Source organism: Blastococcus capsensis, from assembly GCF_030165005.1.
GTDB lineage: Bacteria > Actinomycetota > Actinomycetes > Mycobacteriales > Geodermatophilaceae > Blastococcus > Blastococcus capsensis.
In genome coordinates this window covers 12,285-37,147 of record NZ_JASNNW010000015.1, presented here as the reverse complement: position 1 = coordinate 37,147, position 24,863 = coordinate 12,285, and the positions used below count along the sequence as shown (strand labels likewise).

The 24,863-nt window shown below is 73.2% G+C and carries 25 protein-coding genes and 1 pseudogene; 13 read left to right on the top strand and 13 right to left on the bottom strand.

Features of this window, described 5'->3' with window-relative positions:
- The first annotated feature begins 200 nt into the window (after positions 1 to 200).
- On the top strand, positions 201 to 698 hold the full coding sequence (locus tag QOZ86_RS13680; RefSeq protein WP_284492526.1) for an ATP-binding protein: 498 nt from the start codon (positions 201 to 203) through the stop codon (positions 696 to 698).
- Positions 695 to 1,642: an RNA polymerase sigma factor SigF gene (locus QOZ86_RS13675; protein ID WP_284492525.1), complete on the top strand. Its 948-nt coding sequence runs from the start codon at positions 695 to 697 to the stop codon at positions 1,640 to 1,642. Before QOZ86_RS13680 ends, QOZ86_RS13675 begins: the two co-directional genes overlap by 4 nt.
- Before the next feature lie 86 nt (positions 1,643 to 1,728).
- Here QOZ86_RS13675 and QOZ86_RS13670 read toward each other — a convergent pair whose 3' ends face one another.
- Both QOZ86_RS13670 and QOZ86_RS13665 read right to left on the bottom strand, forming a co-directional pair.
- Positions 1,729 to 2,946 (bottom strand): SPFH domain-containing protein, encoded by a 1,218-nt coding sequence (locus QOZ86_RS13670; protein ID WP_284492524.1) that lies wholly within the window; start codon positions 2,944 to 2,946, stop codon positions 1,729 to 1,731.
- Between the two features lie 77 nt (positions 2,947 to 3,023).
- Positions 3,024 to 3,461, bottom strand: coding sequence for an NfeD family protein (locus tag QOZ86_RS13665; protein ID WP_284492523.1), 438 nt, complete (start codon positions 3,459 to 3,461; stop codon positions 3,024 to 3,026).
- Positions 3,462 to 3,524: 63 nt separating this feature from the next.
- On the opposite strand from QOZ86_RS13665, the gene QOZ86_RS13660 reads away from it, so the two are divergent.
- Together QOZ86_RS13660 and argG are read left to right on the top strand one after the other, a co-directional pair.
- Positions 3,525 to 4,256: a hypothetical protein gene (locus QOZ86_RS13660; protein ID WP_284492522.1), complete on the top strand. Its 732-nt coding sequence runs from the start codon at positions 3,525 to 3,527 to the stop codon at positions 4,254 to 4,256.
- Between the two features lie 52 nt (positions 4,257 to 4,308).
- A complete protein-coding gene (gene argG / locus QOZ86_RS13655) occupies positions 4,309 to 5,757 on the top strand; it encodes an argininosuccinate synthase (protein ID WP_284492521.1) in 1,449 nt (482 codons plus the stop codon).
- Between the two features lie 99 nt (positions 5,758 to 5,856).
- On the opposite strand, the gene QOZ86_RS13650 is transcribed toward argG, so the two are convergent.
- The 4 genes from QOZ86_RS13650 to QOZ86_RS13635 form a co-directional block, all read right to left on the bottom strand.
- Positions 5,857 to 6,996, bottom strand: coding sequence for a ferrochelatase (locus tag QOZ86_RS13650; RefSeq protein WP_284492520.1), 1,140 nt, complete (start codon positions 6,994 to 6,996; stop codon positions 5,857 to 5,859).
- Between the two features lie 65 nt (positions 6,997 to 7,061).
- Entirely contained in the window at positions 7,062 to 7,832 is a 771-nt protein-coding gene (gene fabI, locus QOZ86_RS13645; protein ID WP_284492519.1) for an enoyl-ACP reductase FabI, read from the bottom strand.
- Entirely contained in the window at positions 7,832 to 8,536 is a 705-nt protein-coding gene (fabG, locus tag QOZ86_RS13640; protein ID WP_284492518.1) for a beta-ketoacyl-ACP reductase, read from the bottom strand. Before fabG ends, fabI begins: the two co-directional genes overlap by 1 nt.
- A 151-nt stretch (positions 8,537 to 8,687) precedes the next feature.
- Complete coding sequence (locus QOZ86_RS13635; protein ID WP_284492517.1) at positions 8,688 to 9,602, bottom strand: diacylglycerol/lipid kinase family protein; 915 nt, start codon at positions 9,600 to 9,602, stop codon at positions 8,688 to 8,690.
- Positions 9,603 to 9,861: 259 nt separating this feature from the next.
- On the opposite strand from QOZ86_RS13635, the gene QOZ86_RS13630 reads away from it, so the two are divergent.
- Positions 9,862 to 10,830, top strand: coding sequence for an asparaginase (locus QOZ86_RS13630; protein WP_284492516.1), 969 nt, complete (start codon positions 9,862 to 9,864; stop codon positions 10,828 to 10,830).
- Between the two features lie 55 nt (positions 10,831 to 10,885).
- A complete protein-coding gene (locus QOZ86_RS13625; RefSeq protein ID WP_284492515.1) occupies positions 10,886 to 11,773 on the top strand; it encodes a polysaccharide deacetylase family protein in 888 nt (295 codons plus the stop codon).
- A 72-nt stretch (positions 11,774 to 11,845) separates the two neighbouring features.
- Here QOZ86_RS13625 and QOZ86_RS13620 read toward each other — a convergent pair whose 3' ends face one another.
- Together QOZ86_RS13620 and QOZ86_RS13615 are read right to left on the bottom strand one after the other, a co-directional pair.
- The gene (locus tag QOZ86_RS13620) at positions 11,846 to 12,307 is read right to left on the bottom strand and encodes a PGPGW domain-containing protein (RefSeq protein WP_284492514.1); all 462 of its coding nucleotides are present in this window, start codon (positions 12,305 to 12,307) and stop codon (positions 11,846 to 11,848) included.
- Positions 12,308 to 12,392: 85 nt separating this feature from the next.
- Positions 12,393 to 13,673, bottom strand: coding sequence for a 3-deoxy-7-phosphoheptulonate synthase (locus QOZ86_RS13615; RefSeq protein ID WP_284492513.1), 1,281 nt, complete (start codon positions 13,671 to 13,673; stop codon positions 12,393 to 12,395).
- Between the two features lie 97 nt (positions 13,674 to 13,770).
- Between QOZ86_RS13615 and QOZ86_RS13610 the strand changes: the two genes are divergently transcribed.
- A complete protein-coding gene (locus tag QOZ86_RS13610) occupies positions 13,771 to 13,980 on the top strand; it encodes a zinc-ribbon domain-containing protein (protein ID WP_284492512.1) in 210 nt (69 codons plus the stop codon).
- Between the two features lie 128 nt (positions 13,981 to 14,108).
- Here the strand turns inward: QOZ86_RS13610 and larE are convergent, their stop codons facing one another.
- Positions 14,109 to 14,918, bottom strand: a complete 810-nt coding sequence (larE, locus tag QOZ86_RS13605; RefSeq protein ID WP_284492511.1) for an ATP-dependent sacrificial sulfur transferase LarE — start codon at positions 14,916 to 14,918, stop codon at positions 14,109 to 14,111.
- Between the two features lie 81 nt (positions 14,919 to 14,999).
- Entirely contained in the window at positions 15,000 to 15,911 is a 912-nt protein-coding gene (locus tag QOZ86_RS13600) for an LLM class flavin-dependent oxidoreductase (protein WP_284492510.1), read from the bottom strand.
- A 175-nt stretch (positions 15,912 to 16,086) separates the two neighbouring features.
- Here QOZ86_RS13600 and QOZ86_RS13595 point away from each other — a divergent pair, with 175 nt between their 5' ends.
- Positions 16,087 to 16,722, top strand: a complete 636-nt coding sequence (locus QOZ86_RS13595; protein WP_284492509.1) for a trimeric intracellular cation channel family protein — start codon at positions 16,087 to 16,089, stop codon at positions 16,720 to 16,722.
- 292 nt (positions 16,723 to 17,014) lie between these two features.
- Here QOZ86_RS13595 and QOZ86_RS13590 read toward each other — a convergent pair whose 3' ends face one another.
- Complete coding sequence (locus QOZ86_RS13590) at positions 17,015 to 17,695, bottom strand: PAS domain-containing protein (protein WP_284492508.1); 681 nt, start codon at positions 17,693 to 17,695, stop codon at positions 17,015 to 17,017.
- A gap of 67 nt (positions 17,696 to 17,762) precedes the next feature.
- On the opposite strand from QOZ86_RS13590, the gene QOZ86_RS13585 reads away from it, so the two are divergent.
- From QOZ86_RS13585 to QOZ86_RS13570, 5 genes and pseudogenes are all read left to right on the top strand, one after another.
- The gene (locus tag QOZ86_RS13585) at positions 17,763 to 18,209 is read left to right on the top strand and encodes an ATP-binding protein (protein WP_284492507.1); all 447 of its coding nucleotides are present in this window, start codon (positions 17,763 to 17,765) and stop codon (positions 18,207 to 18,209) included.
- Positions 18,210 to 18,389: 180 nt separating this feature from the next.
- Positions 18,390 to 20,525 (top strand): SpoIIE family protein phosphatase, encoded by a 2,136-nt coding sequence (locus tag QOZ86_RS13580; protein ID WP_284492506.1) that lies wholly within the window; start codon positions 18,390 to 18,392, stop codon positions 20,523 to 20,525.
- A gap of 295 nt (positions 20,526 to 20,820) precedes the next feature.
- On the top strand, positions 20,821 to 21,234 hold the full coding sequence (locus QOZ86_RS21230; RefSeq protein WP_431521222.1) for a helix-turn-helix domain-containing protein: 414 nt from the start codon (positions 20,821 to 20,823) through the stop codon (positions 21,232 to 21,234).
- A 161-nt stretch (positions 21,235 to 21,395) separates the two neighbouring features.
- Positions 21,396 to 21,806, top strand: a pseudogene (locus QOZ86_RS21225) (EAL domain-containing protein); the annotation flags it as partial.
- Between the two features lie 20 nt (positions 21,807 to 21,826).
- The gene (locus QOZ86_RS13570; protein ID WP_431521221.1) at positions 21,827 to 23,644 is read left to right on the top strand and encodes a diguanylate cyclase domain-containing protein; all 1,818 of its coding nucleotides are present in this window, start codon (positions 21,827 to 21,829) and stop codon (positions 23,642 to 23,644) included.
- 209 nt (positions 23,645 to 23,853) lie between these two features.
- On the opposite strand, the gene QOZ86_RS13565 is transcribed toward QOZ86_RS13570, so the two are convergent.
- Together QOZ86_RS13565 and QOZ86_RS13560 are read right to left on the bottom strand one after the other, a co-directional pair.
- Positions 23,854 to 24,270, bottom strand: coding sequence for a type II toxin-antitoxin system prevent-host-death family antitoxin (locus QOZ86_RS13565; RefSeq protein ID WP_284492504.1), 417 nt, complete (start codon positions 24,268 to 24,270; stop codon positions 23,854 to 23,856).
- Between the two features lie 179 nt (positions 24,271 to 24,449).
- Complete coding sequence (locus QOZ86_RS13560; RefSeq protein ID WP_284492503.1) at positions 24,450 to 24,836, bottom strand: type II toxin-antitoxin system VapC family toxin; 387 nt, start codon at positions 24,834 to 24,836, stop codon at positions 24,450 to 24,452.
- Between the last annotated feature and the right edge of the window lie 27 nt (positions 24,837 to 24,863).

The following is a 24,863-nucleotide window of genomic DNA, read 5'->3' as shown; positions in this document are numbered from 1 at the left end:
CGGCCGCGGCAACCGCGCTCGGGCAGTGCGAACCCCGTGTGGACGGCCACGTTTCTGCGGCTGTCCCGCCGGGGTACGCAGCCTCCTTGTGCAGCAGCCGGGATGCCGGTCCGCGCCCCACCTGTGGCCGGGTCGCCCGGCGCGAGGAACCGCCGCGACTCGAGGGCCGAGCGCGCCGGCAACGAAGGAGCGGACGACGGATGGTCGACTCGAGGGGCACCCTCGCGCAGGACGGACGACGCCCGGAGCGGCTGGAGCTGCGGGTGCCCACCACACCGACCCAGCTGCCCGCGGTGCGGGCGATGGCCGGTGACCTGGCGATACGCATGGACTACGACCTCGACGCGGTGGAGGATCTCCGCCTCGCCGTCGACGAGGCCTGCGCGACGCTGACGTCGATCGTCCTGGGCGACGCCCCGCTGACCGTGGTCTTCGAGATCACCCGGGTCGGGTTGCGCATCGACGCCTGGGTGCCCACCGCGACCGGCACGGAGGTGCCGACCGACGGCTTCGGCTGGGCGATCCTCGCCGCGCTCGTGGATGCGGTCGAGGGCCGCCGCGCCACCCAGCGGGAGGTTCCCGCCGGGAACGAATCCGACGCGCCGGTCGCCGTCATCTCCCTCGAGAAGCACCTCCCCGGTCACCACACGACCGGGGTGGGCAGCGACTCGGGGCAGAATCTCTCGGTGGCCCGGTGAGCCGGTCGGCTGCCACCGACTCCGTCGAGGAGGAGCCACTGGACGCCACCCACGAGGGGCTGGCCGGCCCCTCGGACGAGCCGGCCGTCGACACGCCCGACGCCACCGCCGCGGAGGCGGAAGAGGCGCCGACGGCCGTACCGGCCGCACCGGTGGTCGAGCCCGACGCGCCCCCGCTGTCGGAGAACCGGAAGCGGGCCGAGCGCACGGCACCGCTGTTCGCCGAGCTCGCGTCGCTGGAGAAGGACGACCCGCGCCGCGAGCGGCTGCGGGAGATCCTCGTCGAGGAGCACCTGCCCCTCGTCCGGCACTTCGCCCGCCGGTTCAGCAACCGCGGCGAGCCCTTCGACGACCTGCTGCAGGTCGGCACCCTCGGCCTGATCGCCGCGATCGACCGTTTCGACCCGACCCGCGGGGTCGAGTTCCTCTCCTTCGCGGTGCCGACGATCACCGGTGAGATCAAGCGGCACTTCCGCGATCAGGGCTGGTCGGTCCGCGTGCCGCGCCGGCTGCAGGAGCTGCACCTCTCGCTGAACGCCGCCGTCGGCGAGCTGGCGCAGAAGAACGGCCGGGCCCCCACGCCCAGCGAGCTGGCCGAGCACCTGGGCATCCCCCGCGCGGAGGTGCTGGAGGGCCTCGCCGTGGCCAACGCCTACCGCAGCAGCTCGCTGGACGAGCGGCTCTCGGGCGACGACGACTCCCCCACCCTGGCGGCCACGCTGGGCGAGGAGGACGCCGCCCTGGAAGGCGTGGAGTACCGCGAGTCGCTGCAGCCGCTGCTGGCGACGATCCCGGCCCGCGAGCGCCGCATCCTGATCCTGCGGTTCTTCGGCAACATGACGCAGTCGCAGATCGCAGCCGACATCGGCATCTCGCAGATGCACGTCTCCCGGCTGCTGAGCCAGACGCTGGCCAAGCTGCGCGAGGGCCTGCTCAAGGACTGACCTCGGCATAGGAGGCTGTGCATACGGCTTCGGCCGCCGATCCGTATGCACAGCCTCCTACGCCTGGCGAGGCGCGGGCTCCGGGGCTACTGCTGGCCGTCGCCGTTCGCGTTGAACTGCTCCCGCACCACCGGGTCGGCCGCGGGCCCGCTGTCCCGCACGTCCTCGGTGACCTGGGACAGCGGCGGCGGGGTGGGGATCGCCGGCGCGGAGTCGGTGATGCTGGACAGCTCGATCTTCGCCTCGGGCTGGTCGGCCGCCCGGGGCAGCTGCGACTCGAACCAGCTGCTGGTGTCCAGACCGCCGCCGTCCGGTGAGCCGGCACCGGAGGCGCCCCGGGACGGGTCGACGTCCATCCAGGACTTCCCCTCCTGGGCGCCCCCGAGGCTGGCCAGCCCCTCGAGCGCCTTGCTGAACTCGCTCGGGACGATCCACATCTTGTTCGCGTCACCCTGCGCGATCTGCGGCAGCGTCTGCAGGTACTGGTAGGCCAGCAGCCCCTGGTCGGGCTTGCCGTCGTGGATGGCCTGGAAGACCGTCTCGATCGACTTCGCCTGGCCCTGGGCCTGCAGGTACAGCGCCGCCCGCTCACCTTCGGCACGCAGGATCCGGCTCTGCCGCTCGGCCTCCGCCTCCAGGATCGCCGCCTGCTTCTTGCCCTCCGCGGACAGGATCGCGGCGGCCTTCTCACCCTCGGCCGACGTGATCGACGCCTGCCGCTGACCCTCGGCGGTGAGGATGATCGCGCGCTTGTCGCGGTCGGCGCGCATCTGCTTCTCCATGGAGTCCTGGATGGACAGCGGCGGGTCGATCGCCTTGATCTCCACCCGCGCCACCCGCAGGCCCCAGGGGCCGGTGGTGCCGTCGAGGACCGAGCGCAGCTGGCTGTTGATGCCGTCGCGACCGGTGAGCGCGCCCTCGAGGTTCAGCCCGCCGACGACGTTGCGCAGCGTCGTCGTCGTCAGCTGCTCCATGCCGGTGATGTAGTTCGCGATGCCGTAGACCGCCAGCCGCGGGTCGGTGACCTGGAAGTAGACGACGGTGTCGATGCCGACCTGCAGGTTGTCGGCGGTGATGACCGGCTGCGGCGGGAAGGAGACGACCTGCTCGCGCAGGTCGATCGTCGCCCGCACCCGGTCGATGAACGGCACCAGGATCGACAGGCCGGGCGAGAGCGTCCGGCTGTACCGGCCCAGCCGCTCGACGACCTTCGCCTGGGCTTGCGGAACGATGGTCACGCTCTTGGCGATCACGACGATCACCAGCAGGGCGACGACGATCAGTGCGATGAGTGCCGCGTCCACGGCGGGCTCCCTTCCTCGGGGGTCAGCGCTGATCCTGCCCCGTCGGGTCCGCTGCGGTCATCACCCCTGTGGATCGATCACTCCAGCGCGTCGCCGACGATGGCGGTGGCGCCGTCCACCTGGAGGATGCGCACCGTCTCCCCCACGGCGAAGGACTCGCCGCCGTGCTGGCTGCGGGCGGTCCACTCGTCGGCACCCAACCGGATGCGGCCGCCCGACGAGTCGACGTCCGCGGTCACCTTCGCCGTCTTCCCGATGAGCGTGTCGACGCCGTCGAGCTGGAGGGGCGTCCGGTTGGTCAGGTGCTTGGTGGCGATGGGCCGGACGAGGGCGAGCAGCACGCCGGAGACGACGATGAACGTGACGATCTGCAGGATGGCCGCCCCGCCCAGCAGGGCGACGGTCATGCCACCGAGCGCGCCGCCGGCCAGCATGAGCAGCATCAGATCGAGGGTCATCACCTCACCGACGGCGAGCAGTCCCGCGCCGATCAGCCACAGCAACCAGGCAGCCATGTCCGGAGTCTGGCAGAGGGAGCGCCTCGGAGGGGTGCCGCGGCCCCGACGTAGCCTCGATCGGTGCACGACTTCCCGGCCGGCCGGCTCGCCGTGTGGGCCACCGCCTGGCTCACCGGACGCACCTCCTTCGACGAGGCCCTCCACGCCGTCACCGGGGACGCCGCCCACCGGGTGAGCGGGCTGCCGGGCACCGACGGCGCGGTTCCCCTCGGCGAGGCGCTCAGCTCCCTGCGCGGGCTGGGCGAGACCCGGTTGCGCCTGGTGCTCCCCGCCCCCGGCGACGTCCGCGGCCTCCCTGCGGTGCCGGGCCTGGCGCCGCAGGCCCTGGAGGCCGGTCAGGCCGCCGTCGGCGATCGGGTGGTCCTCGTGCCCGAACCGATCGGACCGGAGGTTCTGCAGTGGACGGCGTTCGAGCTCCACTCCGTCGCCCCGCCTCCGGTCGAGGGGACGCTGCGTGCCGCGTCGGGCGGCCTGGACCTGGCGATCACCGACTCCGCCCGCACCCTGGCCGAGCTGGATCTGGCCCGCTGGCACCCCGAGGTACCGGAGCTGCTGGCCGGCCTCGCCCGCCCGAAGCCGGCCCCGGGGCTGCCGGACGACCACGACCCGCTCGCGCTGTCGATGCTCGGCCGGGCGCTGCGGGTGGCCGCCGTCCTGGACCTGGCGATGGCCGATGCCCCCGGCGCGGCGGTCAACCACGCCCAGGCCGCACGACGGGACGCCGCCCTGCGCCCGCTCGCCGCCGCCGTCCGCGAGGCGGTGACCGCCGCGTACAACGCGGTGCCGCGCTGAAGAACCGGACCCGCTTCTGCATGGTCATGCATCGTCATGAATACTTGTGCTCGTGTCCAAGGTGCTCACCTCCCTCCCGGCCGGCGAACGCGTCGGCATCGCGTTCTCCGGCGGTCTCGACACGTCGGTGGCGGTCGCGTGGATGCGCGACAAGGGGGCGGTTCCCTGCACGTACACGGCGGACATCGGGCAGTACGACGAGCCCGACATCGCCTCGGTCCCCGGCCGGGCCACCGCCTACGGCGCTGAGCTCGCCCGCCTGGTGGACTGCCGGGCGGCGCTCGTCGAGGAGGGGCTCGCGGCGCTGACCTGCGGCGCCTTCCACATCCGCTCGGGTGGGCGCAGCTACTTCAACACGACGCCGCTCGGCCGCGCGGTCACCGGCACGCTGCTGGTGCGGGCCATGCTCCAGGACGACGTCCAGATCTGGGGCGACGGCTCCACCTACAAGGGCAACGACATCGAGCGGTTCTACCGGTACGGCCTGCTGGCCAACCCGGGGCTGCGGATCTACAAGCCCTGGCTGGACGCCGACTTCGTCACCGAGCTCGGCGGCCGCAAGGAGATGTCGGAGTGGCTGGTCGCGCACGGCCTCCCCTACCGCGACAGCGCCGAGAAGGCGTACTCCACCGACGCCAACATCTGGGGCGCCACCCACGAGGCCAAGACCCTCGAGCACCTGGACACCGGCATCGAGACCGTGGAGCCCATCATGGGCGTGCGCTTCTGGGACCCGGAGGTATCGATCGCGCCGGAGACCGTGACGATCGGCTTCGAGCAGGGCCGGCCGGTGACCATCGACGGCCGCGAGTTCGACTCCGCCGTCGACCTGGTGATCGAAGCCAACGCCATCGGCGGCCGGCACGGCCTGGGCATGTCCGACCAGATCGAGAACCGGATCATCGAGGCCAAGAGCCGGGGCATCTACGAGGCGCCGGGCATGGCCCTGCTGCACATGGCCTACGAGCGGCTGGTGAACGCGATCCACAACGAGGACACGCTGGCCACCTACCACAGCGAGGGCCGGCGCCTGGGCCGGCTCATGTACGAGGGCCGCTGGCTGGACCCTCAGGCGCTCATGCTCAGGGAGTCCCTGCAGCGCTGGGTGGGGATGGCGGTGACCGGCGAGGTGACGCTTCGGCTGCGGCGGGGCGAGGACTACTCGATCCTCGACACCGCCGGCCCGGCGTTCAGCTACCACCCGGACAAGCTGTCGATGGAGCGCACCCAGGACTCGGCGTTCGGGCCGGTGGACCGGATCGGCCAGCTGACCATGCGCAACCTCGACATCGCCGACTCCCGCGCGCGGCTCGAGCAGTACGCGCGGATCGGCATGGTGGGCGGAGCCACCCACGCGTCGATCGGCGCCGCGCAGGCGGCGTCCACCGGGCTGATCGACGCGTCAGAGCAGGGCGGCGCCGAGGCCATCGCCTCCCGTGGCACGGTCTCCGAGCACGACGAGCTGCTCGACCGCGCGGCGATGGAGTCGGGCACCGACTGACGCCATCCGGCCGCCTTGTGGGTGTTGTTCGCGCTCTGCGGGTCCTGCAGGACCGGCAAGGCGCGAGGAACACCCACAAAGGCGCCGACCGGGCGGGACTCAGGCGGTCGGGCGGGCGGGACGCGCGACGAAACAGCAGGCGGCCGGGCAGTTCGTGCCCAGGCGAGGCAGGCCACCGGCGCGGCGCTCCTCCAGCAGGCCGCGCAACGACTCCACGAACGCCGGGTGGGTGCCCGCCGTGGCCGCGCGGGCGAAGACCAGGCCGACCTCCTCGGCGGTCTCCTTCGCCTCGTTGTCGAGGTCCCAGATCACCTCGAGGTGATCACTGACGAACCCGACCGGGAACAGGACGACGGCGGACTCGCCGGCCTGGGCGAGCGCGCGCAGGTGGTCGTTGACGTCTGGCTCGAGCCACGGCATCGACGGCGGACCGCTGCGGCTCTGCCACACCAGGTCGAACGGCCGGTCCGGCGCGACCTGGGCCACCACCCGCTCGGCGGCGGCCATCAGCTCCGCCTCGTAGGCGTGCCCGTCGGGCCCGGCGACGGCAGCCATGGTGTCCGGGATGCTGTGCGCCGTCGCGACCAGACGAGCGCCGTCGCGGAGCTCGGCGGGCAAGGTGGCCAGGGCCGCGGCCAGCGCGTCGGCGTTCGCCTGCACGAACCCCGGGGTGTCGTAGTAGTGCGGCAGCTTCTCCGCCGTCGGGCCGCCTGGGCGGGTCGGGGAGGTCGTAGCCACGCGGGCCCGGGCGATGTCCTCGTGGTACTGCCGGCAGCCGGAGAAAGAGGCGTAGGCCGACGTGGCCAGGACGTAGACGTGCTCGATGCCGTCGTCGGCCATCTGCGCCCAGACGTCCTCGACGTAGGGCGCCCAGTTCCTGTTCCCCCAGTACACCGGCAGGTCGATGCCGGCCGCGGTCAGCTCCTCCTCGAGCGCCGCGAGCAGTGCCTTGTTCTGGTCGTTGATCGGGCTCACGCCGCCGAAGTGGTGGTAGTGCTCGGCCACCTCCTCCAGGCGTTCCCGGGGGATGCCGCGGCCGCGGGTGACGTTCTCCAGGAACGGCAGAACGTCGTCGTGGCCCTCGGCACCCCCGAAGGACAGCAGCAGCAGCGCCTCGCGGCGCCCGGCCGGGGCCGGCTCCGTCGACGGCGGCGTACCGCCGTTGTTGCGGACGGCGAGCGAAGGGTCCTCGTCGGGTCGCTGTCCCTCGGGCGTGATGTCGACGGTTGCGCGTGGCACGCTGTTCTTCTCTCCCGGGATGCGCGACGGATGCATTCACACGCCGACGGCGTGGCTCTATGACCTCACACGCCTACGGCGTGGAATCCCCCGTCGACGTGCACGATCTCTCCGGTGGTTGCGGGGAACCAGTCCGAGAGCAGGGCGACGACGGCCTTGCCCGCGGGCTCGGTGTCGGTGACCGACCAGCCGAGCGGGGCGCGGCCCTCCCAGGCCTCCTCGAACTGCTTGCTGCCCGGGATGGACTTCATGGCCATGCTGCGCAGCGGGCCGGCCGCGACGATGTTGGACCGCACGCCGTCGGGGCCGAGCTCGCGGGCCACGTAGCGGGAGGTGGACTCCAGCGCCGCCTTCGCCGCGCCCATCCAGCCGTAGACCGGCCAGGCCACGGAGGCGTCGAAGGTCAGCCCGACGACCGAGGACGGGTTCGCCAGTAGCGGACGGCAGGCCTGGGTGAGCGAGGCGTAGGACCAGGCCGACACCTGGAAGGCCGTCGCGGCGTGCTCCCAGGCAACCTCGGGAAACCCCTCCCCCATCGCCTCCTGCGGCGCGAAGCCGATCGAGTGGACGACGCCGTCGAGGCGGTCGACGCCCTGCTCGCGCAGCCGGTCGGCCAGCGTGGCCAGGTGCTCGGTATCGGTGACGTCGAGCTCCACGACCGCGGCCTCCTGCGGCAGCCGCTTGGCGATCCGCTGGCAGAGCGACAGGGCGCGGCCGAAGTTGGACAGGACCACCGTGGCGCCCTGCTCCTGCGCGAGCCGCGCGGTGGCGAAGGCGATCGACGCCTCCGTCAGCACCCCGGTGATCAGGACCTTCTTGCCTTCGAGAATCCCCATCAGTGCCCCATCCCCAGTCCGCCGTCGACCGGGACGACCGCCCCGGTGATGTAGCCGGCCGCGTCACTGGCCAGGAAGCGCACGACGCCGGCGATCTCCTCCGCCGAGGCGTACCGGCCCAGCGGCACCTGCCCCAGGATCTCCTTCTGCCGGGCCTCCGGCAGCTCCGCGGTCATGTCCGTCGTCACGAAGCCGGGCGCCACCACGTTCGCCGTGATGTTCCGGCTGCCCAGCTCGCGGGCGATCGACCGCGCCAGGCCCACGAGCCCGGCCTTGCTCGCCGCGTAGTTGGTCTGGCCGGCCGAGCCCAGCAGGCCGACGACGGAGGACACGAAGATCATCCGGCCCGAGCGAGCGCGCACCATCTTCGCGGCAGCGCGCTTCGACACCCGGTACGCGGCGGTGAGGTTGGCATCGACGACGTCGGTGAAGTCCTCGTCCTTCATCCGCATCAACAGCCCGTCGCGCGTGATCCCGGCGTTGCTGACCAGGACCTCGACCGGGCCGTGGTGCTCCTCGATCGCGCCGAACGCGCGGTCGACGTCATCGCTGCTGGTGACGTCGCACTGCACACCGAACAGCCCGTCGGGGGCACCGCTGCCGCGGTGCGTGACCGCCACGGAGTCGCCCTGTTCCTGGAAGGCCCGGGCGATGGCCAGCCCGATCCCCCGGTTACCGCCGGTCACCAGCACCGACCTACCCACGCGCCACTCCCCTGCCGACGACCACTGTTCTGCGTCGAACCTAACCCGTGGTCGCAGGTCACACCCCCTACCGGCCGGTAGGGCCGCAGCCCGTGACCTGCGTCCGGGCCGGACCCCGGCCGCACCGGGACCGCCCGCACCCGACCGGGTGCTACCCGGGGACGAGCACCGACCAGGCGGCGGGGTCCACCCGCCACGTGCGCGCGACCTCGATCTCGTCCAGCTCTCCGTCGGCGTCGACGGCGACCGCGGCGCCCGAGACCCGGACCTCGCGGCCCCGCACGACCAGGACGTCGGGCCGGTCGCCGTGCCGACCGGCCGCCAGCGCCGCCCCGTACGCCACCCGGGCCACCGGCCCGATCGCGGTGCTGATGACGACGTCGAGAAGCCCGTCGTCGGGCTCCGCGTCGGGAGCCAGCGGGGTGCCGCCGCCGATGGTGGCGCCGTTGCAGACCCCGAGCATCAGGACGGCGCAGCTGCCGTCGGCCGCCCACTCCGCCGAGGTCGCGATGCGCCCGTCGATCTCCACGCGGAGGTTCCAGCCCGCACCCGACAACCCGGCGATCGCGGCACCGAGGGGATACGCCGCCGCACCCAGCCGCCCCTTCAGGCGGACCGCCTCGGCGGCGGCCTCGGCCCCGACACCGACGTGGACGGCGTTGACGACGACGCCGCCGGTGTCGTCGCGGAGCAGGTCGACGCTGCGTGCGGTTCCGGCGAGGACCGCCGCGGCTCCGTCCACCGGATCCAGCGGAAGCCCGAGAGAGCGGGCCAGGTCGTTGCCGGTCCCGCGGGCGACGATGCCGATCGGCTCCTCCGGGGTCAGCAGCCCCACGCGGTCCAGCGCCGCCACCACGGCGTGCACCGAGCCGTCGCCGCCCAGGACGACGACCCGGCGGCCGTCGTTGCGCTCCAGGACCTCGTCGAGCTCGGCGGCGTCACCCGTCGCGGCCACCGCCACGTCGGCGCCCGTGCGCAGCTCGGCCAACGCCGCCTCGACCGCGTCGTCCTGCGCCGTGCCCGCGGCGCGGTTCACGACCAGCAGCAGACGTGGGGTGTCGCGCACCGCGCCTCCTGCCTTCGTCGGGGACCGTCGTGACGCCACGCGCCGGCCACTGACTGCCCGGCATACCCGGCAGCCAACACCACTGTCACCCGACCGGGCGCCCCGGTCCCGCGCACCGGGGCGTCGGGCCACGTGCGGTGCGGCGTGGCCGTACGACGCCGTCCAGCACGCTGACGTCGTGCGGTCGCCGACCGACGGCGCGCAGGGGACGCTGGGCGCGTCATCGATGGTGGCCGGGTGCGGCCGGGAAGGAGCAGGCGTGGCACGGGTACATCTGCTGGCCACGGGAGGGACCATCGCCAGCCGGCAGGGCCCGGGCGGGCTCGCGGCCGTCACCCCCGCCGCGGAGCTGCTGGCGGCGGCCGGGCCGCTCGGTGGGCTGAGCGTGACGACGAGCGACCTCGGCACCGTCGGCAGTTTCGCGTTCACGACGACGGACCTGCGGGAACTGGTGGCCGAAGCCCGCCGGTGCCTGGCCGAGGGTGTGGACGGCGTCGTCGTCACGCAGGGCACCGACACCATGGAGGAGACGGTGTTCTTCACCGACCTCCTGCACGATGATCCGCGCCCGATCGTCTTCACCGGGGCGCAGCGCCCGTTCGACGCCGCGGCGCCGGACGGCCCGGCCAATCTCGCCGACGCGCTGCGCGTCGCCGCCTCCCCCGCCGCCCGGGACCTCGGCGTCCTGCTCTGCTTCGACGGCGTGGCCTTCGCCGCCCGCGGCGTGCGCAAGATCGACACCCTGCGCAGCGGGGCGTTCGGGGCGCCCGGGCGAGGCCCGGCGCTCCGGCTGGCCGGCGACTCGGCGCTGCCCCTGTGCAGGCCCGTCCGCCCGGTGCCGCTGCCGCTCGACCCGGCGGCCGACCTGCCACGGGTCGACGTCGTCGCCTGCTACCTGGGCGCGGACGCCGCCCTGCTGCACGCCGCGGTGGCTGCCGGGGCCGCCGGCGTGGTGCTCGAGGCGTTCGGCGCCGGCAACGTTCCCCCGGCGGTCGCCGAGGCCGTCGAGCAGCTCGTCGCCGACGGCGTCCCCGTGCTCATCTGCTCCCGGGTGCAGGCGGGTCCGGTCGTCCCCCTCTACGCCGCCGGGGGTGCTCGTCTGGCGCGGGTCGGCGCCGTCTTCGCCGGCGACCTCAGCCCCTGGCAGGGACGGCTGCTCCTGGCCGCGGCCCTCGCCGTCGCGCCGGAAGATCCGCAGCGCGTGCTGGCCCAGCAGCTCGCTCTCTGATGCCTCGCCGGACCCGGCCGGGGGATGCGGCCCACCACTGGAAGGAAGCGGAACGATGAGCAAGGAGATCCTCGTGGCCTTCGGCGTCGACATCGACGCCGTCGGCGGCTGGCTCGGTTCATACGGCGGGGCGGACTCCCCCGACGACATCTCCCGAGGCGTGTTCGCCGGCGAGGTCGGCGTTCCCCGCCTCCTCGAGCTGTTCCAGCGCAACGGCCTGACTCAGACGTTCTTCTGGCCGGGGCACTCGATCGAGACGTTCCCGGTGCAGTTCGACGAGTGCGTCGCGGCCGGCCACGAGATCGGCGTGCACGGCTACAGCCACGAGAACCCGATCGCGATGAGCCGGGAGCAGGAGCAGGCCGTGCTCGACCGCTGCATCGAGATCATCGAGACGAGGACCGGGCGGCGCCCCACCGGATACGTCGCCCCCTGGTGGGAGTTCAGCGGCGTCACCAACGAACTGCTGCTCGATCGCGGTATCAAGTACGACCACTCGCTCATGCACCGGGACTTCGAGCCGTACTACGTCCGGGTGGGCGACTCGTGGACGAAGATCGACTACGCCGAGCCGGCGGACAGCTGGATGAAGCCGCTCGTCCGCGGTGACGAGACCGACCTGGTCGAGATCCCGGCCAACTGGTACCTCGACGACCTGCCGCCGATGATGTTCATCAAGTCCAGCCCGAACAGCCACGGCTTCGTCAACCCACGGGACATCGAGCAGATGTGGCGGGACCAGTTCGACTGGGTGCACCGCGAGCTCGACTACGCGGCCTTCACGATGACCATCCACCCCGACGTCTCGGGACGCCCGCAGGTGCTGCTGATGCTCGAGCGGCTCATCGAGCACATCAACGGGCACGACGGCGTCCGCTGGGCCACGTTCGACGAGATCGCCGACGACTTCCTGCGCCGCTCCCCCCGCCCCGGGAGGCGGTGAGCAGCCGTAGGGATCAGAGGGACCGGTACGGCCCTGCCGGGCGCATCCCGTCGACCGGCCGGGGTGCCGTCGTCACGGTCGGTCGGCGGCGGGCCGGGCGGCGCGGTAGGCACCGCCACCGTCGAGGGGTGTTCCGGCGGGGCGGTGCGCCCGCGTTTGCTCCTGCTTCTCCAGGCGGCGCGCGAAGATCACCGTGCCGACCAGGAACAGTCCGGAGATGATCAGCACGACGGCGCTGACCGCGTTGACGAACGGCAGCTCCACCCCGATCAGGGCGAGGACGCCCAGCGCGACGAGCACGAGCGCGGCGACGACGGCACCGGCTGCCCGCCAGGGGCTCCTGCCGACCTCCTCGATGCCCTGCTCCGCCTTGTCCTTCGCGTAGTCGAGCGGCCTCCTGGCCCAGGAGAAGCGGGTGGCCAGCACGGCCAGTCCTGCCGCCACGAGCACGAAGCCGGGTCCGGGGAGGACGAGGAGGCCGATCCCGGCAAGGGTCAACAGGCCGCCCAGGACGGCGACGACAGCGGTCTTCACCGTTCGGTTGTGCCCCGCACAACTGGATTCCATGCAGCGGAGTCCGAGCGTCGCGCAGGTGCGCGTCGCGGCACGACCGCAGCGGTCACCGGGACGCCGGAGACCTCGGCCCCGCGCCGCGCCGGACCCGGCTGGCCTCGGCCAGCTCGGCCAGCATCTGCTCGGTCGTCGGAAGGTCGACGCAGGCGTCGGTGACGCTCTTGCCGTACTCCAGCGCGCCGGGATCCCGGCGGTCCAGGTCCTGCCGTCCCGCCACCAGGTTGCTCTCCACCATCACGCCGCGGATCGCCCGCTCGCCGGCGGCCACCTGCCCGGCCAGGTCGTGCACGACGTCGATCTGGCGCAGGTGGTTCTTCTGGCTGTTGCCGTGGGAGGCGTCGACCACGACCACCTCCGGCAGACCGCGCTCCGACAGCTGCCGCTTGGTGTCGGCGATGTGAGCAGCGGAGTAGTTGGGGCCGTCCTTGCTGCCACGCAGGATCACATGGCCGGTGTCGTTGCCGGTCGTCGACAGCTGGGCGCTGACCCCGTGGTGGTCGACGCCCAGGAACTCGTGCGGCGCCCGGGCCGTCCGGACCGCCTGGATCGCCGTCTCGATGCTGCCCTCGGGCGAGTTCTTGAAGCCGACGACGGAGGAGAAACCGGACACCCGTTCCCGGGCGGTCTGGTCGGTGACGTTGCGCGCGCCGACGCCGTTGTAGGTGACCAGCCCGTTGACGTACTGCGGCGTCAGCGCGTTCAACGGCTCGGCCGCCACCGGTACGCCCAGGCCGGTGATCCGGCACATGAGCATCCGCGTCGCCACGAGGCCGACGCTGATGCGGCTGGAACCGTCCAGGTACGGGTCGTAGGCGAAGCCCTTCCAGTCGACCTCCGTCCGCGGCTTCTCGGTGTAGGTGCGCATCAGGATCTCCAGGTCGTCGCCGTGCCGCTCCCGCATGCGGGCGAGGAACCCGGCGTACTCCAGCGCGGCGGCCGGGTCGTGGATGGAGCAGGGGCCGGCGATGACGGCCAGCCGGTCGTCGGCCCCCTCGACGACGGCGGTCACCGCCCGGCGTCCGGCCCGGGTCGTGGCCGCGGACGCCGCCGGCAGCGGGACGACCGTCGCGACCGCGGCCGGCGTCACGACGACGCTCAGGCCGGTGATCCGGGCGTTCACCAGGTCGGAGAGGTCGACGTCGTTCGCCGGCTCCACGCCCAGTCGCTGCTGGACCTCGGGCAGCAGCCGGGCCAGCGTGGCATCGATCTGCCCGTTGACCTGCGTCTGGACGGCCAGCAGCTGATCGGCGATCCGCGTCGCGACATCCAGGATCTGGTCAGCCGGAATGGGGTGCCTCCTCCGTCGTTCCACCTGCCCCCGAGCCAACCACAGCTCCCGTGCGACGTGGACGCCGACGAGCGGACCGCTGCCGGTCCCGCCGCGAGCAGGGGTCGCGGTGCGTGCCCTGTGCCACGCTGGCAGCGTGTTCTTCCTCTTCGGTTTCGGGACCAAGCGGCGCGATCTCGGTCCCGGGGAGGTCCGCACCTGCCCGCGCTGCGGCAACACCTCGCGGTTCACGCGGATCCGGCAGTTCCGCCAGTTCTCGGTGTTCTTCGTGCCGGTGCTGCGGTGGAAGCGACGGCAGCTGGAGGTCTGCGGGATCTGCGGCACCGCGGTCCCCGTCGGCGGCTGAGCCGCTCGAGCGGTCGTGCGCGCCACGGCCGGCGTCCGGTGCGCCGGACCGCCTCGCCGGGGCGTCCGACGGCGATGCTCCGGCCCACCCGCGTCGAGGGTCCCGGGACCCGTCGCCGCTGGGGCCGGTCAGGGCCGGACCGGCGTCAGGGTGAACGCGCGACCCGGCCGATAGGGCTCGCGGTCGAGCACCGCCGACCGGATGCCCGGGTCGACGGCGCGCATGGCGGCCAGCACCGCGGCGACGACGTCCGGGGTGACGCGTGGCCGTTCTGCGTTCCCGACCTCGATCCGTACGACGTCCTCCCGGACGCGGCAGCGCACGACGGCCGCACCGGTCCGCGCGGTGAGGACCGCCTCACCGACCTCGACGGCGTGCAGCCGGGCGGCGGTCACCACCGTGCCGGTGTACAGGCGGCTCGCCAGGCACGGGGAGGCCGGTAGGTCGGCATGCTCGAGCCCCAGGTCCCGCGCCATCGCCCGGACGTCGGCCTTGGCCGCGCCGATCTCGACGTAGGGGTGCCGCACCCCGTGCTCGGCCGCGGCGCGCAGGCCGGGCCGGTACTCGCCGAGGTCGTCGACGTTCGCCCCGCTGAGCAGCGTGTGCGTTCCGCCCACCGCCTCGACGGCGTCGGTCATGGCGTCGTAGAGATGGGACTTGCAGACGAAGCACCGGTCGAGCGGGTTGCTCAGGTAGCGGTCGTCCTCGAACTCGCGGGACCGCACGATGCGGAGGTCCCACGGCTCCGCTGCGGCCGCCTCCAGCACCCGTGCGGTCGCGGCCGCGGGTACCGCGGGCGTGATGCTGTGCACGACGAGCGTCGTGCCCGGGGCAGCGCGGTGGGCGGCCGTGGCGAGGGTCAGGCTGTCGATCCCGCCGCTGCAGGCGATCGCCCGCTGCGGCACTGCGGCCAGCCACGCCAGGAGCTGCGGCGTCATGCGGGCACCTCCCTCCGGCGGCCGAACGGATTCGGCATCCTCATCGCAACGCTCGGTCGCAGCCCGGCCGAGCGGTTGCCGCTAGTTTCCGCCCCCGCGCTCCGGTCGTCGGCCTGCCGAGCCGTGCGCGTCCACGACCATCGACAGCGCCGCGGCCGGGACGCCACGGCCGTCGGGCCGCGGCCAGTGCACGCTGACCTCGTCGATCCCGGCCTCGGTCAGCCGGCCCAGTGCGTCCGCGTACCGCTCCCGGCTCTCGAACGGCCAGTGCATCTCCAGGCCGAACTGGGCGCTGCGCCGGACGGCGTCCGCCGCCCGCCCCTCTGCCGCCAGCGCGCCGGTCAGCCGCCGCGACTGGTCGGCCACGGCGGCGAACCACTCCTCCGGCTCCACCGACGGACCGTAGGGCCCGTAGGTCACCCAGCCCTGTCCGTACCGGGCGGCCAGCTGCAGGGCGCGCGGCCCGGTGGCGGCGACGGTGAACGGCAGCCGTGGTTGCTGCACGCAGCCGGGCAGCTGATGGGCATCGACCGCGGTGTAGCGCGGTCCGTGCACCGTCGTCACCGGTTCGCGCAGCAGCTGGTCGAGGAGGCCCAGCCACTCGGCGAAGCGCTCGGCCCGCTCGGCACGGGACAGCGGCGGATCCCCCAGCACGAGCGCATCCGGGCCCTCCGTCCCGGCGCCGACCCCGACCTCCAGCCGCCCGCCGGTGAGCTGGTCGAGGGTCATCAGCTCCTTGGCGAACGGCACGGGGTGCCGGAAGTTCGGGGAGGCGACCTGCGTGCCCAGCCGCACCGTCTCCGTGCACATCGCCGCGGCGGCCAGCAGCGGGACGGCGCCGTACCAGGGGCCGTCGGCGAGCAGCGGCCAGGTGAGGTGGTCGTAGGTCCAGACCGCCCGGACGCCGGCCCGCTCGGCCTCCTGGACGTCGGCGAGGAAGCTGGCGACCGGATGCCGGTCGGGCAGCACCAGAGCCGCCAGGGTCGGCGTCATCGCCGTCCTGCGCAGGTGGGGAGTCGGCCGGATCGGCTTCCGCATCTCTCGTGGGAACGCACGCGGACATTCTCGCCCACCACCGTTCCCGCGGATGTGAGAAGTGCGGATCTCCGTTCTGGAAAGGTGGCACCGGCACACCGGCGGCTCGGGGGACGGAGCAACGGAACCACCCATGGAGACCACGGCGCTGGTGATCCTCGACCTCGGCGGCACCTTCGCCTTCGCCCTCAACGGCGCCCTGACCGCGCTGCGCGCGACCCGGCTGGACATCGTCGGTGTGGTGACCCTCGGCATGATCACCGCCCTGGGTGGCGGCACCATCCGGGACGTCTTCCTCGGCAGCCTGCCCCCGGCCACCTTCCTGGACGGGCGCTACCTGACCGTCGCCGCGGCCGGCGGCCTGATCGCCTTCTTCGCCGGCTCCCACCTCGAGCGGATCAACCGGACGATCAACGTCCTGGACGCCGCCGGGCTGAGCCTGTTCGCCGTCACCGGCGCGCTCAAGGCGATCGATCTGGGCTTCGGCCCGGCGCAGGCGGTGATCGTCGGCGTCCTCACCGCGGTGGGCGGCGGCACCCTCCGCGACGTGCTGATCCGGCGCGTCCCGTCGGTGCTCACCAGCGGGCTCTACGCCATCCCGGCGCTCGTCGGGGCCACCGCTGTCGTCGTCGTCGAGCTCCTGGATGCGCGGGGACCGATCGCGACCATCGGCGCCGCCGCACTGTGCTTCGTCATCCGCATGGTGGGAGTCCACTTCGACGTGAACGCGCCCGTCCCGCCGGGGAGCCCTCCGCCCGAGGACCCCTGACGTACCGCTCGGTGCGTCACCCGGACGCCCTCCTGTACGGCCGAGGATGCGGAGCCGGCCGGCCACCCGCTTCGGCAGCCCGCGTCGAACCCGCGAGCGGCTGACATCACTGCCGCAGGCGTCGACGACGCCGACACCCACTCTCGGGGGAAGAGCCAGGCCAGCAGGAGCGACCGGGCCCAGCCGCGCACGTCAGGTCAACTGGGCAGGGCGGCGCAGGGGGCCTCGCCCGGAGCGCCGTCCGAGTCCGCCGACGCAGGGCGCGCGTCGCGTGGGTGCAGCCGCACCGCGATCAGCGCGACGTCGTCGTCCACCTCGGCGGGCAGCATGCGGGCCAGCAACTGATCGCACAGTTCGTCGAGGTCCTGACCCGCGAACTGCGCCAGCGGGCGGTGGTGTCGTGGGCCACGCCGATGAGGCGGGCGGGATTGCCCTCCTCGCCGCCCACGACCCGCCCGCGGGCGGCCACCCAGCGGTGCCGGCCGTCGGCGAGCACGACCCGGTACTCGGTGTCGTAGGCACCGTGGGTGGCGATCGCGCGCTCCACCCGGCGACGACATCGGCCACGTCGTCGGGGAGTCACGAACTCCTCCGATAGCGGGGACACAGGGCGACGTCCCGAGACCGGTCGATCGTACGGGCACGCGCCCGCCCTCCGACCCGCGCAGCTGCCGGCTGCTCGCGGCTGTGAGCACTGCCGGATCGAGGATCGGCTGCCGCCGCCACGACCAGCCGGCCACGATCCGGTCGTCGGCCGGCCGTCCCTGTCGAGGACCACACTGCGCCACCTCGCCGGGCGGGCTCGGCACCCGGCGTGCGACCGTGTCGTCGAACGACTGGTGGACGGCGACCGGCGACGACGTCGCGCGGGTCGCGGTCCGCCTGCACCGCGGGGAGCAGCCCCGGTCGCCGAAGGCCGGTCCACGGACCTCACCCGCCCCTTCGGGGTGGGTCGGCGACCGGCCGGGACCATCCCCGGACCGCGTGGGAACGGACATGGCACAGGTCGAACAGAGGCCGCACACGGACCGCAGGAGCAGATGAGCACGGAGCCCTGGCAGCAGCTTCCGCCGCCGGATGTCAGTGACCGGGTCGACCGGGTGTGGCGCTGGACGATCGACCGCCCGGCTCAGCTCACTGCCGCGCGCGGGAGCCTCCGCGACGACCTGGCCGGCGACGGGCTGCCCGAAGGCGCAGACGTCGACGACGTCGACCGGCTGATGCTGGCCTTCGAGGAGCTCGCCTCCAACGGGCTGCGACACAGCGGTCAGCCGATCGTCGTCACGGTGACCGGGTGCTCCTCCGGCTGGCTCATCGACGTCAGCGACGCCCGTCCCGACCATCCGCCGATACCGGCGATCGACCGCGACCCCGCACTCGGCGGACTGGGCCTGTACCTGATCGCCCGGCTCGCCGCCGCCCACGGGTGGGCGGCCGCCGGGATGCGCAAGCACGTCTGGGCCTGCATCAGTCTTGCCTCCGACTGACCCACCCGGCGCCCGGGCAGGGCTGCGCGCCAGGTCCGGGGAGACGACCGGCCGCCAGCGACGGCGATGTCACGACGTGGCCCAGGCGGTCCGCGACATCCTCCACAATGAGCAGGCCGCCGCCCGACAAGGCGTGTGCGGCCGGGCTGCGGCCGCGGTGGACGTGGGGCGACGGAGAGCATGAGCGAGCACGGTGGCGACACGCCTGCGACACAGGTGCCCGAGCTGCCCGGGGAGCCGGATGCAGCACGCCGAGCCCTGCTGGACCTGGCGGTGACCGCGGCCGGCGTCGGCATGTTCGACTGGGTCCTCGCCGCCGACGACCTGGGCTGGGACGAGCGGCTGATCGAGCTGTTCGGCTACCACCCCGCCTCTTTCGACCGGAGCTTCGAGTCGTTCACCGCCCGGGTGCACCCGGAGGACATCGACCGGGTCACCGCCCTGCTGCAGCACGCGGTCGACACCGTCGGGGAGTACTCCGCGGAGTACCGGGTGGCCCTCCCCGACGGGGGCACCCGGTGGCTGGCCGCCCGCGGCCGCGCGCTGGCCGATGAGGCCGGGACCACCGTGCGGGTGATCGGCGCAGCCTGGGACATCACCGAACGGCGCGCCGAGCAGGAGCACATCGCCCAGATCGTCGACTCGATGGCGGTCGGGTTCGTCGCCATGGACCACGACTGGGTGATCACCCACGTCAACACCGAGGCCGAGCGCATCGCCGGCCGCCCACGCGACCAGCTGCTGGGCAGGACGCTGTGGGAGCAGTTCCCCGCCACCGTCGGCACCGAGTTCGAGGAGCACTACCGCCGCGCCGCGGCCACCGGCCGGACCCAGGCCCTGGATGCCTACTACCCCGAGCCGCTCGACGTCTGGCTCGAGGTGCGAGCCGTACCGGGCCCGGCCGGGATCGCGCTGCACTTCGTCGACATCACCGCCCGCGCCCTGGCCGCCCAGCAGGCCGAGCGGGCCGCCGCCCGCCAGCACCTGCTCAGCCGGATCACCGAGAACCTCGCCGGCACCCTGGACGCCGACGATGCCGCCACCCGGCTGGCGCGGCTGATCACCCCCGCGGTCGCCGACTGGTGCATCGTCACCCTGATCGACGACACCTCCGCCGCAGGCGACCGTCGCGGGTTGCGGGCCGCTGCCTCCTGGCACGCCGATCCCGCTCTGCGCGGCACCGCCGAGGCCTACGCGCAGTCCCGGCTGTCGGCCTTGGACGACGACGCGATCGTCATCCGCGCCCTGCGCACCGGGCATGCCCAGCACCTGCCCACCGGCGCGGCGGCTGCCGCGCAGGACATGCTGGCGACCCGGCCGGCGCGGGATCTGATGGCCGCTCTCTCCCCCGAGGCGCTCGCCGTCCTCCCGCTGCCCGGCCGCACCGGTCCGGTCGGCTTGCTGACCGTGTGCAACGGCGCCGGGCGGGGACCGTTCACCCCCGAGGACCTGGTCACGGTCCGGCACGTCGCCGACCGCGCCGGCCTCGTCCTGGACAACGCCCGCCTCTACCGGCAGCAGCGCGACCTGGCCGAGGGCTTCCAGCGGTCGCTGCTGACCGCCCCTCCCCAACCCGACCACGGGCAGATCGTGGTCCGTTACGTCCCGGCCGCCCAGGCCGCCGAGGTCGGCGGAGACTGGTACGACGCCTTCCTCCAACCCGGCGGGGCCACCGCGCTGGTCATCGGCGACGTCGTCGGGCACGACACCCAAGCGGCCGCGGCGATGGGTCAGATCCGCACCATCGTGCGCACGTTGGGCGCCCGCGACGACGACGGACCCGCCGCCGTCGTCGCCCAGGCCGACCGGGTCATGCAGACCCTCCGATCGGCGATCCTGGCCACGGCCGTCGTCGCCCGTCTCGAACAGACCGAGGGAGAGCGCGAGCAGGGGCTGACCCGGCTGCGCTGGTCGAACGCCGGGCATCCCCCGCCGATGATCCTGACCGCCGACGGACGGGTGGAGGTCCTCACCGCCGAGCGCGCCGACCTGCTGCTCGGCGTGGACCCCTCCGCCACCCGACGGGAGTCGGTGACCACCCTCGATCGTGACGCGGTGGTCCTGCTCTACACCGACGGTCTCGTCGAGCGCCGCGGCGAGGACCTCGACGACGGCTTGGCACGGCTGCAGGCGACCCTGGCCGGGCTGGTCGGCCGCGACCTCGACGAGCTCGTCGACGAGGTGCTGGCCCAGATGCTGCCGGCCATCCCCGACGACGACGTCGCGCTGATCGCCGTCCGGCTGCACCGCCAGGACCGGCCCCGGCCGGCCGAAGCGGGGCCGACCCGGGTGCCACCGAACGTGCCCGCGGACTGACACCGGCACCCATCACCGTCTGTCTCCCCACCGCCCCGCCGGAATCGCGGATCCGTGGTGCAGGCCACCATCCAGCCGGTTGGTGCTCCGGCGCCTGCCGCCTGTCACCTCGCGTCTCGCATCGACCTCGCCTGGCGCACGGTCAACACCTGACGAAGCGGACCGGTTCGTCTCGTCGCTGCTGTCCTCGCGCAGGCTCCCCCGCTCCCCTTACCGTCAGTTCTCACACGGATGCACACCGTCGCCGCCGGCCAGCCGGCCCCGCGTCCCGTGGACCGCCACCGAGAGGAACGACGTGTCCCTGCCCCAGCGCTCCCCCGCTCCCGCTCTTCCCCGTCAGGCCGCCTACGGCCAGCGCCCCTACGCCCGTCCCGCCGTGCCCGGACCTCGTTCGACAGCACGCCCCGCACCGGCGGGTGCCCGCCTGCAGCCCGGCGTCGGTCCGGTGGCTCAGCGCCAGGTGGCCATGCGGCCGGCGACGATGCACCCGATGGCGGCGGGCCCGGTGACCGAGCGGCCCGCTCCGCGCGCTGTGGTCGCATTCATGACCGTGGCCGAGGTCGCGGCGATCATGCGCGTGTCGAAGATGACCGTGTACCGCCTCGTGCACGGCGGGGAACTGGCCGCGGTGCGCGTCGGCCGCTCCTTCCGCGTTCCCGAGCCGGCGGTGCGAGAGTACCTGGCCGACGCCCGCACCGACGTCGCCTGACAGCCGGGCGCACACAGGCGCGCCGACGCCGGACGTCCACGCACTTCGGGCCCCCTGGACGACGGTGACCAGGGCACGACACCGCGGGCGAGGACGGAAGCGGCCGGACACGGATCCACGATGCCGCGCTCGCTGCCGAAACCCGTGGGACGCTCCCGTCCATGACCCCGCCAGAACTCCTGGGGCTACCGGTGCGATCGCTGTTCCAGCCGATCGTCGATCTGTACGACGGTTCCCTGGTAGCCGTGGAAGCGCTGTCCCGAGGAAAACCGGGCCCCCTGGAGTCGCCATCGCAGTTGTTCTCGGCCGCGGCCGCGGCCGGGACGACCGCGGCGCTGGACGAGGCGTGCCTGCGGTCCGCACTGCGCGGGGTGACAGGAGTCGCCGAGGTCACCACGCTGTTCGTGAACGTCGAACCGGCGACGCTCGCCACGCTCTCGCCCTCCGACCTGGCCGTGCTGGGTCAACTCACACCTCCCCTCGTGCAGGTCGTGCTCGAAGTGACCGAGCGCGACCTGCTGGAACGCCCCGCCGACCTCGTCCGCGGGATACGGGATGCGCGGGAGATCGGGTGGCGGGTGGCGGGTGGCGGGTGGCACTCGACGACGTCGGGGCCGAGCCCGCCGGACTCGCGCTCGTGTCGTTCCTCCGACCGGACGTCATCAAGCTGGACCTGGCCCTGGTGCGCGATCGCACGAGCCTGCAGGCCGCGGGCGTGGTCAACGCCGTGCGCGCCGAGGCGGAGCGCTCGGGTGCGGTCGTCCTGGCCGAGGGGATCGAGACCGAGCAGCACCTCGAGCGTGCCCTCGCGATGGGAGCGCGACTCGGTCAGGGATGGATGTTCGGGCGCCCGGATGCGCTGCTCCCGGCCGGTATGCGGCCGCTGCGCCTCCGGCCGGCCGCTCCCACCGTCGAGGCCGCTGCGACGGAGCCGGCGCGCACGCCGTTCGCGGTCCTCGCCGCCGCGTCGGGTGCGCGGCGCACCAGCGTGCCGCTCCTCGCCTCGATGACCCGCCAACTCGAGCGCCAGGCCCTGCTCCTGGACGAGCAGACCGTCGTCCTCGCGAACTGCCAGCACGCGAACCTCATGAACGCGCGCACCCGCCGCCGGTACGAGACGCTCGGCAGTGTCACCGCCCTGACAGCCGTGACCGGGGTGGGGATGCCCGATGAGCCCGCTCCGGGCGTGGTGGGCACCGCGCTCGATTCCGACGACCCGCTGGCCGACCAGTGGGTGGTCACGGTCGTCAGCCCGCACTTCGCTGCCGCGCTGGCCGCGCGCGAGGCCCCGGCGGACGGGCGAAGTGATGAGGTCGGTGTCAGGGGTCGTGCCGACCCCGCTGCGCGTCGGCTCGACTACGTGCTGACCTACGACCGGCAGCGCGTATTCGACGCGGCCGGCCCGTTGCTGGAGAAGGTGCGCCCCATGACCAACGGAACGGTCCCCTCGCCGGCGGCCGCCGACCACCGTGCCGACGGTGCGCTCCTACGCGTCGCCCACGACGACCTGCCCGATCTGATGCTCCGGGCGGTCGCCGTCGCCAGCAACGGCATCGTCATCGCCGACGCGCGCCTGCCCGATCTCCCGCTGGTCTACGTCAACGCGGCGTTCCTGCGCATCACCGGCTACGCCGAGGCAGAGGTCCTCGGTCGCAACTGCCGCTTTCTCCAGGGCTCGGACACCGACACGAGCCAGGTGCACCCGATCCGCCGACGGATCCTCGCCGGCCGCGACGTCCACGCCGTCCTGCTGAACTACCGGCGCGACGGCTCGGCCTTCTGGAACGAGGTGCGCATCAGCGCCGTCCGCAGTGCGGACGGCGAGATCACGCACTACATCGGCAACCAGCTCGACGTCACCGCACGCGTCGACCGGGAACGGCGGACGGCGTACCTCGCACACCACGACGGACTGACCGCACTGCCCAACCGGGCGCACCTCCTCGAGCACCTGGCGCTGGAGCTGCGACGAGCCCGGCGGAACGGCATGAGCGTGGCGGCGGTACTGCTGGACCTCAACGGGTTCAAGGCCGTCAACGACCGCTTCGGCCACGCCGTCGGCGATTCCGCGCTGGTCTGGGCAGCGACCCGGCTCCGTTCGGCCATCCGCGCCGGTGACCTCCTCGGCCGCCTCGGCGGCGACGAGTTCCTCGTCGTCCTCGCCGGCCTCCCGGCGACCGACGGAGCATGGCCGGCCGGCGGGGAATCCTCCACCGCGGACGAGACGGTCCGGCGGGTGCAGGAACACCTGCACTCCGCCCTCGCGGACCCGTTCGAGCAGGACGGCTCGGCGCTCCGGATCAGCGCCAGTTCCGGCGCGGCGCTCTTCCCCCGGGATGCCGACGACCCCGCGGCGCTGATCGCCCGGGCCGACGCAGCCATGTACCGGGCCAAGCTGAGGACCCGGTGACCGACGGGCGTCCGGATGGTCGCGGGCGACGATGCCGACTCCCGGCAACCACGAGCACGCGATCCACCCGGCTCGCTCGCCCAGCGACGGGGTCGGACGACCGGTCCGGGGCCGGCCGTAACGCCCGCATGACCTCACCGGCATCGCGCCTGTCGCGACAGCCCCGTCGGTGGTGACGTTGCGCCACACCGCCGGCGGCTGCGGAGGGATCAGGCCGGACGGGCGACGGCCAGTCCCGACGCGCCTGCAGCCGCGGCCAACTCCGAGCCGTAGGTGAGCATCTCGTCCACCCCGACCCGCAGGGCGACAGCCAGGTGTATTGCGTCGTTCGAGCGCAGCCGGCCGGGCAACGCCCCGGCCGTCAGTAGGTCACCGCGTGTCAGATCGACCAGCGTGACCGTATCCAGCACGACGCCGACCGCAGACAGGTCGATGTCGCCGGGATGACGGTTGGCCGCACGCGCCTGCCCCTGCGCCACCAGGTCCTCGATCGTGGCGCCGGCTGGCGGCACGATCACTGCGGCCGGCTGACCGTCGTTGGTCACCTGCACGGACTCCCCCGCCGCCACCGCCCGCAGGATGTCTCCGCTGTTGTTGCGCATCTCCCGGTGCGTCACCGACCTCATGTAGCGGACCGTAGCGTCGGAATGCGACCCGAGCTGCGTACGCCAGCGGTGCAACGGCTGCGCGAGAACGGAGCGGTGGCCGCACCTCATCCCGGCCACAGCTCCATAGGGTCACCGCCTGTCGCCGGACTTTCGTCGGCACCGGACCGCAGCCGAGCGGTGATTGCCCGAGTTCGGTGCTAAGAGCGCAGCGCGACGAGGCCGACACCTTCGGCTTCCTGCGCCAGTCGGCCGTCGAAGGCGGCGACGCGGGCAGCCGCATCCTGGGCCGCGAGCAGGACGCAGCAGTCCGGCATCCGCAGACCCGTGCCGGCGCGCAGCTGTGCGAGCCGGACAGCGGTGTCGAAGGGAAACGGCCGCTCCTGGACCTCGAGGTCTCGCAGGGCAGCGAGGGTGTCGTCGAGACGACCGATCCGGGCGGGCGCGACCAGCACCTCCGCGAGCGTCAGCGGGTTGACGGCGAACTCATCGTCGATCTCGCGGGCGAGCAGGGATACCGCCGCCTCGTGCTGGGCGTCCTCGGCGTCCAGGAAGGCGATGAGGACGCTGGCATCCAGCACGATCACGCAGGCCACTCTTCGCGCAGCCGCCCC

Bases quoted from the DNA above. Each gene is read 5' to 3' on its own strand.
- QOZ86_RS13680 (WP_284492526.1), top strand. From the start codon at position 201: ATGGTCGACTCGAGGGGCACCCTCGCGCAGGACGGACGACGCCCGGAG.
- QOZ86_RS13665 (WP_284492523.1), bottom strand. From the start codon at position 3,461: ATGGCTGCCTGGTTGCTGTGGCTGATCGGCGCGGGACTGCTCGCCGTC.
- fabI (WP_284492519.1), bottom strand. From the start codon at position 7,832: ATGGGGATTCTCGAAGGCAAGAAGGTCCTGATCACCGGGGTGCTGACG.
- QOZ86_RS13625 (WP_284492515.1), top strand. From the start codon at position 10,886: ATGAGCAAGGAGATCCTCGTGGCCTTCGGCGTCGACATCGACGCCGTC.
- larE (WP_284492511.1), bottom strand. From the start codon at position 14,918: ATGACGCCGCAGCTCCTGGCGTGGCTGGCCGCAGTGCCGCAGCGGGCG.
- QOZ86_RS13600 (WP_284492510.1), bottom strand. From the start codon at position 15,911: ATGACGCCGACCCTGGCGGCTCTGGTGCTGCCCGACCGGCATCCGGTC.
- QOZ86_RS13595 (WP_284492509.1), top strand. From the start codon at position 16,087: ATGGAGACCACGGCGCTGGTGATCCTCGACCTCGGCGGCACCTTCGCC.
- QOZ86_RS13590 (WP_284492508.1), bottom strand. From the start codon at position 17,695: ATGGTCCCGGCCGGTCGCCGACCCACCCCGAAGGGGCGGGTGAGGTCC.
- QOZ86_RS13585 (WP_284492507.1), top strand. From the start codon at position 17,763: ATGAGCACGGAGCCCTGGCAGCAGCTTCCGCCGCCGGATGTCAGTGAC.
- QOZ86_RS13580 (WP_284492506.1), top strand. From the start codon at position 18,390: ATGAGCGAGCACGGTGGCGACACGCCTGCGACACAGGTGCCCGAGCTG.
- QOZ86_RS13565 (WP_284492504.1), bottom strand. From the start codon at position 24,270: ATGAGGTCGGTGACGCACCGGGAGATGCGCAACAACAGCGGAGACATC.